The sequence below is a fragment of the Pseudooceanicola pacificus genome (assembly GCF_009789075.1).
Taxonomy (GTDB): Bacteria; Pseudomonadota; Alphaproteobacteria; order Rhodobacterales; family Rhodobacteraceae; genus Pseudooceanicola; species Pseudooceanicola pacificus.
The window spans coordinates 1-9268 of the sequence record NZ_WNXQ01000019.1 but is presented as its reverse complement, the minus strand read 5'-3'; the positions used below and the strand labels follow the sequence as shown (position 1 = coordinate 9268).

At 61.4% G+C, this 9268-nt stretch carries 7 protein-coding genes and 1 pseudogene; 1 reads left to right on the top strand and 7 read right to left on the bottom strand.

What is annotated here, in order from left to right; translation table 11 throughout:
* A partial coding sequence (locus GLS40_RS17755; protein WP_160383892.1) for an MFS transporter occupies window positions 1-611 on the top strand: 611 nt, incomplete at its 5' end.
* On the opposite strand, the gene cls is transcribed toward GLS40_RS17755, so the two are convergent.
* From cls to GLS40_RS18180, 7 genes and pseudogenes are all read right to left on the bottom strand, one after another.
* Complete coding sequence (cls, locus tag GLS40_RS17750) at window positions 608-2014, bottom strand: cardiolipin synthase (protein WP_160383891.1); 1407 nt, start codon at window positions 2012-2014, stop codon at window positions 608-610. The two genes, GLS40_RS17755 and cls, sit on opposite strands and share 4 nt — an antisense overlap.
* A 310-nt stretch (window positions 2015-2324) precedes the next feature.
* The gene (locus tag GLS40_RS17745; protein ID WP_160383890.1) at window positions 2325-3767 is read right to left on the bottom strand and encodes a class I SAM-dependent DNA methyltransferase; all 1443 of its coding nucleotides are present in this window, start codon (window positions 3765-3767) and stop codon (window positions 2325-2327) included.
* Window positions 3767-4681, bottom strand: coding sequence for a DUF5655 domain-containing protein (locus GLS40_RS17740; protein WP_160383889.1), 915 nt, complete (start codon window positions 4679-4681; stop codon window positions 3767-3769). Before GLS40_RS17740 ends, GLS40_RS17745 begins: the two co-directional genes overlap by 1 nt.
* A 51-nt stretch (window positions 4682-4732) precedes the next feature.
* Window positions 4733-5698, bottom strand: coding sequence for a toll/interleukin-1 receptor domain-containing protein (locus GLS40_RS17735; RefSeq protein ID WP_160383888.1), 966 nt, complete (start codon window positions 5696-5698; stop codon window positions 4733-4735).
* 1 nt (window position 5699) lies between these two features.
* A complete protein-coding gene (locus tag GLS40_RS17730) occupies window positions 5700-7133 on the bottom strand; it encodes a restriction endonuclease subunit S (RefSeq protein ID WP_160383887.1) in 1434 nt (477 codons plus the stop codon).
* A complete protein-coding gene (locus GLS40_RS18280; RefSeq protein WP_408003733.1) occupies window positions 7130-8608 on the bottom strand; it encodes a type I restriction-modification enzyme R subunit C-terminal domain-containing protein in 1479 nt (492 codons plus the stop codon). Before GLS40_RS18280 ends, GLS40_RS17730 begins: the two co-directional genes overlap by 4 nt.
* 138 nt (window positions 8609-8746) lie before the next feature.
* Window positions 8747-9139 (bottom strand): annotated as a pseudogene (locus tag GLS40_RS18180) (DEAD/DEAH box helicase family protein); the annotation flags it as partial.
* Between the last annotated feature and the right edge of the window lie 129 nt (window positions 9140-9268).

Below are 9268 nucleotides of genomic sequence, written 5' to 3'. Positions count from 1 at the left end.
CCCAGGCCGCCGCCCGCCGCCGCCCGGCGCCGGCGGGCCATGGACTGCCGCGCCGCCGGGTGCGGATTGCCCTGGCGGTGCTGGTGCTGCTGATCTTCTCGAAGAACATCTACATGGCCGGGATGAGCAGCTATTACACCTTCTTCCTGATCGACCGCTTCGGCCTGTCGACCCAGGCGGCGCAGCAGATGCTGTTCCTGTTCCTGGGCGCGGTGGCCCTTGGAACGGTGATCGGCGGGCCGGTGGGCGACCGCATCGGACGGCGCGCGGTGATCTGGGTGTCGATCCTGGGGGTGCTGCCCTTCACCCTGCTGCTGCCGCATGTCCCGCTGGTCTGGACCGGGGTGCTGAGCGTGATCATCGGGGTGATCCTCGCCTCGGCCTTTCCGGCCATCGTGGTCTATGGGCAGGAGCTGCTGCCGGGCCGGGTGGGCACGGTGGCGGGGCTGTTCTTTGGCCTGGCCTTCGGGATGGGCGGCATCGGCGCGGCGGTGCTGGGGGTGCTGGCGGATGCCAACGGCATCGCCTGGGTCTTTGTCATGACCTCGGTCCTGCCCGCGCTTGGCCTGCTGACGGCCCTGCTGCCGAAGCGGAGCGAACTGGGCGGCTAGAGCACCGGCCCGATGATCGAGACGGCGTTCTGCCAGATGCGCCGGGCCGCGCTCCATTCTGCGACCTGGCCCGAGGTCACCGGGCGGCTTGCCTGCAGGAAGCTGTCCTGCCGCTTGCGCAGGGCCGCAATGGCATCGGGGTCGGTCAGCAGGATGTTGTTCTCGTAATTCAGGTCAAAGCTGCGCCGGTCCATATTGGCCGAGCCGATGAAGGCGAAGCGCCCGTCGGCGGTCAGCGTCTTGGCGTGCAGCAGGCCGGGTTCGTATTCGTGGACGCGCACGCCCGCCGCGATCAGTTCGGGGTAGTAACTGCGGCTGGCGGCGCCGACAAAGATCGAATCGTTGCGCGCGGGAAAGATGATCGTCACCCGCACGCCCCGGTTGGCGGCGGCGCAGAGGGCGGACTGGATCGCATCGGTGGGCACGTAATAGGGCGTGGTGACAAAGAGTTCGTCGCGCGCGGCGTAGATCAGCGAGGTGAACATCTCGGGCATGGCCGAGGCACGGGCACTGGGCCCCGTCGCCACCACCTGGGCGGCGAAGCCGGTGCCGCCCTGGGGCGGGTTGTCGGTGACCAGGCCCGAAAGATCCTCGTCGACATTCTCCATCCAGTCGGCGGCAAACACGCGCTGGTTCTGGCGCGCGACAGGCCCTTCGAAGCGCATCATCACGTCGACCCAGGGGGCGTATTTCGCCTTTTGCAGGAATTCCGGGTCGGCGCAGTTCTGGCTGCCGCAATAGGTGATATGCCCGTCGATCACCACGATCTTGCGGTGATTGCGCAGGTCGATGCGGCCGATGAACATGCGCAGCAGCGGGTTGCCGACCTTGTAGGCGGCGGCCACCTGCACCCCGGCGGCCCTCATCTGTTCCCAGAGGGGCGAGCGGATCATCCGGCGCGAGCCGATGTCGTCGGCCATGGCCCGGCAGGTCACACCGCGGGCCGCGGCACGGATCAACGCCTCGGCCACCTTGCGGCCGCTGTGATCTTTGACCCAGATGTAGAACAGCAGGTGCACATGTTCGCGCGCGGCGTCGATATCGGCCACCAGCGCGTCGATGGTGGCGGGGCTGTCGTCCATCAGCCGGGCCGAATTGCCGGTGCAGGGGGCAAAGCCGCTGATCGAACGTCCGACGCGGAACAGCGGATCGAGGTCGGGCGCCAGATCGGGCGAGGGGACCGGGGGATAGGGCAGGGTCTTCTCGATCCGGCGCAGGCGGTCCAGCCGGCGCCGCCCGATGTTGGTCTCGCCGAACAGCAGATAGGCCACGACGCCGACGCCAGGCACCGCGACCACCGTGGCCACCCATGCGGCCCGCGCGGCGGGATCGCGATGCGCCCTGAGCAATACACGCAGCAGGCACAGGCCGACGGCCAGGTATCCAAGGACAATCCAGATCATGCCTAGGATGTGCCCGCCGCCGTCGATTTTCGCAAGCGCGCTGTGGGGCGAAAACGAAGAAGGACCCCGCAGGGTCCTTGATCCTATTGGTCGGAGTGAGAGGATTCGAACCTCCGACCCCTGCCTCCCGAAGACAGAGGGGCAGAGCGGATTCCATAAAAAAAGGCGTTTACTGGGGGTATTTTCGCGTCATAACCCCGGATATCGCGTCATATCTGGGACGGGCCCCAGAAACGGATACGGCGCTGACATCGCTGCCATGATGACGCTGCACCCCTGCCGAAGAGCCTGTGTCTCGGCGATTGAGTCGTCACTCTGCTGGCTCAGATAGTTCTTCCTGCACGCCTCGGAAATGCTCAAGTGCGGCTTCCAGATTTTCGACAATCTCGGCCGCGATCACATCTGGCTTCGGAAGGTTGTCGAGGTCTTCAAGGCTATCGTCCTTCAGCCAGAAGATGTCGAGGTTTAGCTTGTCACGCGCCGTCAGCTCGTCGTAGCTGAATCGACGAAACCGATCCGTCTCAACCCGCGTTCGGTAGCACTCAACGAAGTCATCGAGATCGGAACGGACCAGCAGCTTGGTCTTCAGGGTCTTGTGAACATTGGTCCGGTAGTCATAGACCCACAGCTCTTTCGTCTGCACGTCCTTCGAAGCGGCCTTCTTGTCGAAAAACAAGACATTCGCCTTGACCCCTGGGCTATACCAGATGCCCGTAGGAAGCCGCAGAAGGGTGTGGAAGTTGAAGTCTTCAAGAAGGCGCTTCCGGATACCCTCCCCGGCCCTCCCGGCCTCGAAGAGCACATTGTCTGGAAGCACCACTCCGGCCCGGCCGTTCGTGGCCAGAATCGTCATGATATGCTGGAGGAAGTTGAACTGCTTGTTCGAGGTCGTGAACTTGAAGTCGTCACGCTCGTAGGTCTCGCGCTCCGTGCTGACCTGGCCATCTTCGCCGACCACCTTATAGCTCGACTTCTTGCCGAACGGCGGGTTCGTCAGGATCACATCAAAGCGCTTACCGTTGTCTCCCGCCAGGGCGTCTCCTTGGAACACCGGGCTGCTGTCGTTGCCGATGCCGTGCAGGTATAGGTTCATGGCGCAGAGCCGGACCACCTCATCAACGATATCTACGCCAGTGAAGGAGGTGTGACGCAGTTCCCTCAAGGCCTCGCGGTCCTGGCTCTGATCCTTCATGTGGTCGTATGCCGACAGAAGAAATCCCCCGGTTCCGCAGGCGGGGTCGCAGACGGTTTCTCGTATCTTTGGGCTGACGCATTCGACGATGGCGTCGATCACCGGACGCGGGGTGAAATACTGGCCGGCACCGGATCGCACTTCGGACGCGTTCTTCTCCAGCAGGCCTTCGTAGATGTGACCCTTCACATCGACGCCATGCCCGATCCACGGCCCTTCGCTGTCAATCAGGCTGACAACCCGGGTCAGCTTGGCGGGGTCAGAGAGCTTGTTCTGGCTCTTGCGAAAGATCGTCCCGACCAACCCGTCTTGCTTCGCGAGATTTTCAAGCGTGTGCCGGTATTGCAGCTCCAGCGCGTCGCCAGTCTTGTCGGCGAGGTTAACCCAGCGCCATTCCTTCGGCAGCGCGGAGGGCTCTGCCAGAAGGTCAGAGCGCTCCTGGTCCATCTTGAGGAACAGGAGATAGGTAATCTGTTCGACATAGTCGCCGTAGGAGACGCCCTGATCGCGCAGGACATGGGCGTAGTTCCAGACCTTGGCGACAAGCTGTTCGTTGGTCATCAGGATGCCTCGTAGGATTTTACGATGAGTTCTTTTGCGGCGTCGAAATCATCATGGGTCTTGAGCGTGACTTCCAGATCGCCAGTCCCGAAATGCCCTATCTTTCGCACATCCCGCGAGAAACCTTCGATCATTTCAATCGTGTCGGGATCAATCTTCAGATAGAGACGGATCACGCCAATCTGCGGCTTAACCTCGACACAAGCGAAGTTCTTGATGCGTTTGAAAGCGAAGTAGTTCCGCAGCTCTTTCTGGATCACATCGTCGCCCAGCCCCAGCACGAAGGTTTCGACATCCGAGTAGAGGTTGGCGAGATTCTGGTCGGCATCCGCGAGGCTCTCGGCATTCGTCTTGTATCGGGTGGCCTTTGTCGGTGCTCCGGACGCCACCACTGAAACCTGCGGCGACGCAGAGGTAGACACTGCCGTCAAGAGGTCCAGCAGGAGAAGGCTGTCACCGAACTTCCTGTAGCGTATGAGTTCGATGTTTCGGCTCATCTGCTTCACCGCATGCGTATCGTATTTCGTGAAATCGGAAGCGATACAGATTAGACGCGGCGCGCTCCACTCGATGGCGAGCGCAGCGTCCTTTCCCAAAGCATCGCGAACCAGGAGCTCAAAGTCGCCGCGGTGGTCCATCAGCCAGTCCAGATAAAACAGGCCCTGATTGATGACATTTTCTGAATGCGTCCGCTTGTATTCGATGATGACGGGATACCCGTTCTCGTCGATGCCCAGGGTGTCCATGCGGCCGCCATGGGTCGTGGAATACTCAGACTCGAGGAAGCGAACACCCAGAAGGCTTTCGAGGTTCTGTTCGAACAGGGTCTGGAGGGATTTCTCCAACGGTGCCGCTGAACTGGACAGCTCCCGAAGAACCTCGCCGCTCTGCTGGAAAAGCTTGATGTCGCTCATGTTGCTGAAGCTTTCTCGAGTCTGTGTTTCTGCGTCATGAACCTCTCCCGCCTACGATCCCTGTAGGCCACTGATCAGAAGGTCCCAAAGATACTCGGCCGCGCCTTCATGTGTCAGATGTGCATCCTGGCCGGGGCCACCGAAGGGAATACCCATGGGTGACAGGAAGAGCTTCTGGTCGTCATGTCCGACGGACAGGCTTTCGTTGTGCGTGTTCTTGCGTCCGCTGTCATCGCCGAGCCAGGTGATGGCTGGGCCGAATGTGTTTCCGACCCGGATCGTCCCGCCGGCAACTTTGTTGCCATTTCGGTAGACGGTGGCGGTGAAGCAATCGCCATCCTTGCGGCGCAGCCGGGTTTCGATACCGTCATTGCGGGCCTGAAGCTCGTCGAGAGATCCCTGGAAGAACTCTGCCATGAACTCGAAGGCCTCGAACAGAAAGGCATCGCGGTCCGCGTCAGAGAAGTCCTTTCGGAGGCGCATATTGGACGACCGGGGGCGTTCCCGTGCCGGAGCCGCTGCCGACGGCGTCACGGCAGAGGGAGGCGTTCTTGCGGCCGTCGGCGATGGTGCCGCGCCAGTTTGCTGGACCGCTTTGCGGATGGCCTTCACGACATCCTGGAATGCCTCGTCGCGGTCGGGCCACTTCGAGATCGGCTTACCATCAGTGGGTGTGACAAGAAACTCACCCAGCGCAGTTTCCTGCCACTCACAAGGACGCAGTATCACCGATATCAGCCGGGCTGTTCCTTCCTGGTGACGCTCGAGCGCGCGACCTTTTTCGATCTCGTAGCAGTAGTCCGAGGCAATAAAATCAGGACTAATCAGCAGAAGGAAAATGTCGGCCCGGTTTAGCTCTTCGTCGATCGACCGATCCAGCTTGTCCCCCGCAAGTAGGCGGCGATCGTGCCAAGGTTCGATCAGTCCCTGACGCTTGAGCATAGTCAAATGGACCTCCAGCTCGTTGCGCAGTTGTTCGTCCTTATGGCTGTAAGAGATGAAGACGCGGGCGCCCATGTCATGCGCTCCTTTTCTGACGGATACGGTCGAGGAGGGCCGAGGCCGGTTCGTCGGCCGGGTCCTGGGGGACGAGCTTGCCGGAGAAGGCGTCTTTCAGGATCGACTGGCGGAGGGCGGCGGAGCGGGTGAGTTCAGTCGCCGCGAGATTCTCCGCAGCCACGACCTTGGACATCACATCGTCGATTTGTGCCCTGATCTCTTCCTGTTCCGCCAACGGCGGTAGTGGGACAGTGAACGCACGGATGTCATTCTGATTGATCTTGTAGATTCCAGCGGTGGTCTTGGCTGCGGCCTCGATCTTCTGACGCATGAATGGCGAGTTCCAGAGATAAAGGAACCACTCTGGATCGAGGAAGCCGAGTGAAATCGGAATGCGGATCATCGTATCCGGATACGCCACAAGTTCGGGAAGCGTCGATACGAGGCCACCCTTGCCAACAAGCTGCTTCGAGCCGTTGCCCCGGCTCACCAAAATGTCTCCGATTTCAACAAGGTAGGGTTCCGCGTCGTCGGCACTCCAAGCGCCGATCTTCATTTCTCTGGTATCAACGCGACCGTCACGAAGTGCAGTAAGCCGCATCACCGGGAAGCCGGATTGAGCATCAGGAACCGAACGGCCATTGGACAGGCCAGCACGCAACACCTGATCCACTGATGCCCACACCCACCCCTCGGGCAGGTCGGGCAAGCCGGTCGTGACCGGTTCCACCGGCGGCTTGTATCTGCCGCGGCCCTGCCAGTTCTCCTCCCGCGCCATGAGGATGCGGGAGAGGAGGTCGCGGCCGTGTTCGAGCTGGCCTTCGCGAGCGGCGCGCCAGTCGGCGGTCAGTTCACCGGTGACGGCGGCCTTGAGGACCGACTGGCGATAACGCTTCAGGAGCATCTGCACCTGCCGCACCGCCTCCTCGCCCTTGTCGAGCTGCGCGAAGAGCGTCTCGATCTTCTCGACGATGCGGTGTTGCTCGGCCAGTGGGGGAAGTCGAATAGGGAGCTCTTTAATCACTGTCTGACTGATGTTCGGTTGAGCTCCACCCTTGCCGAGCTTTTTCAGCTCGCGCCTCTGCGACAACAAGAACAAGAAGATGAACGGGAGGAGCTGTGCATTTTCTTCAGAAGGGATCAAAGCCGCACATGCTTGGTTGGTCGAAGCTTCCGACCCGAGCCGTCCAAGCTTTCCGATCGTCGCTCCATACATGGCGACAAGCAATGTTTCCTTCGGAAATACTTTGGCGGATGAAGAAGCCAAGCCCTCAGGTGTCAACCTTCCACCAACATCGTGGATGATCCCGTCATTCAAGTCTCCGGTCAGCACCCAAGGTATTTCGCCACCGAAGAACTCGGGCTTCTTCCTGTTCGGAGTGCCTCCGCTACTCCATTTTCCAAGGTCGCCGAGCCGTGCGGCGGCCCACCCTTCCGGCAATCCGTCCGTCACGCCACCAGCGCCCCTTGCAGCTCATCCAGCATGTCGTTCAGTCCGTCCCCGAAGAGCGCCCTTGCCTTCAGCAGGCCACCCTTGTCCGCAAGGCCCGGCACCTCCATGAAGTCGCGCGGCGTGATTTCCGCATTGGCGGCGATGAAGGTCGCGATCATGCGCAGCCAGTCCATCTGTTCCGCCGTATAGTCTCTGCCTGCCCTCTTCTCACGACCGACCCAGAGATTGAAGCGCTGTTCGACGCGGTCGCCGAACGGCACCAGGTCGCCATCCGTGCCCAAGGCGAAGCGGACGAGACTGACAACCTCGGTCAGCTGCCGGTCCACAGGCGCCCCCTTCACCCGGGCCGCATCGAGCCGCTTGAAGGCCTGCCAGACATCCGCGGTGCGCAGGTAGTGCGGACCGTCGGCCATGCGCTGCACCAGTTCCTTGATCGCGGCATAGGTCAGCCGCTTCCGGGAGGCAGGCAGATTGTAGAGGATCTGGAGCGCGGTGATCTCGTCCTTGTTCTCCTCCATGAAGGTGCGGAAGGAGGTGATCTTCTCCTCCGCGTGCTTCATGTCGAACCCGGCCGAGCGGACCTCGTCCGTCGTGACCTCGTCGATGATCATCTCGGTCTTCTGCTTGATGTCCTTCAGCAGGTTTCGGACATCGGGCCGGTCGAAGGGCGCGCAGGCGGTGTCGGTCAGGTCCTCGATGACCTCGGCGTCCTGCTCTGGCGTCGACATGGAGCCATGGCGCTTGCTGATGGCCTCGGCCTGCGTGTCGGGGTCGATGGCGTCGAGCAGATCGTTGGCGAGGTCACGCGGCGTCTTGCCGCCGGTCAGGTCCGCGATGCGCTTGCGGTCCTCGTCATCGAGCTTGCGGTCGAGTGCCGCCAGTCGCCCGGCCAGGGACGAGAGCGCATCCTCATCCCGGCGGCCCATGGCGATCTGGTCGATGAGCTTTTCGAAGCTCATGGAATGCTTCCGCTCCAGCGGTTGGCTGGCGTTCTTCTTGGTCTCGGTCACACCGACCGCGTCGATCAGGATGAAACGCGTTTTCGTCTTCGCATCGGGCGTGACGGACTGAAGGTCGGTGTCCGGGATGGTGCGCACGCCCCGGCCCTTCATCTGCTCGTAGTAGCCCTCGGATTTGACATCCCGCATGAAGATCAGGACCTCGACCGGCTTGATGTCGGTGCCCGTCGCGATCATGTCGACCGTCACCGCGATCCGAGGAAACGGTTGGAGGCGGAAGGACTTGATCATCTCCTTCGGCGACTCTCCGGTGTTGCGGTAGGTGATCTTCTTGGCGAAATCGTTGCCCTCGCCGAAGACCTCGCGCGCGGCGTGGACGATTTCTTCGGCGTGGTTGTCGTCTTTCGCGAAGATCAGCGTCTTGGGGAGCCATTCGCCGGACCGGTCCGGGAAAAGCTCAGTGAAGACGCGGTCGCGGTAGGTCTGAAGAACCGTGCGGATCTGGTTCGGGTTCACGACCGAGCGGTCGAGTTCCTTGGCAGTGTAATCGAGATCGGCATCCAGATCGCGATACCTGACCGCCCGGGTGCGCTTGTCGCGCACCGGCACCTGGAAGGTGGTGTCCTCGACCTCCACCTTGCCGCCGTCTTCGGTCACCTTCGTGCGGATCGAGTAGATTTCGTAGCCGACATTCACACCGTCCGCGACCGACCGCTCGTAGGGATATTCGGCCACGAGGTTCTGATTGAAAAAGCCCAGGGTGTGCTTGGAAGGCGTCGCCGTCAGCCCGATGATCGACGCATCGAAGTATTCGAGGACCTGCCGCCAGAGCCCATAGATAGACCGGTGGCACTCATCGGTGACGATGAAATCGAATGTCTCGATCGGGATCTTGGGGTTGTAGGGCAGCGGGGGGATCTCGCCTTCGTCCGTGGCCCAGGTCTCGTAGGCAGACCCCTCCTCGTCCTCCGGATCGAGTTCCTCTCCCTTCAGCATCGAATAGAGCCGCTGGATCGTCGTGATGACCACCTTGGCGTCGCGATCGAGCCGGTGTGTGAGCTACTCCCCATCTCTTGGACAGGATCTGGCGTAAATTAAGCTACTCGTTGCACCTGCTGATCGGGTTGGTTGATATCATTTCTTTGCCAATAGACCAGCGCGGGAGGTTGGCCGCCC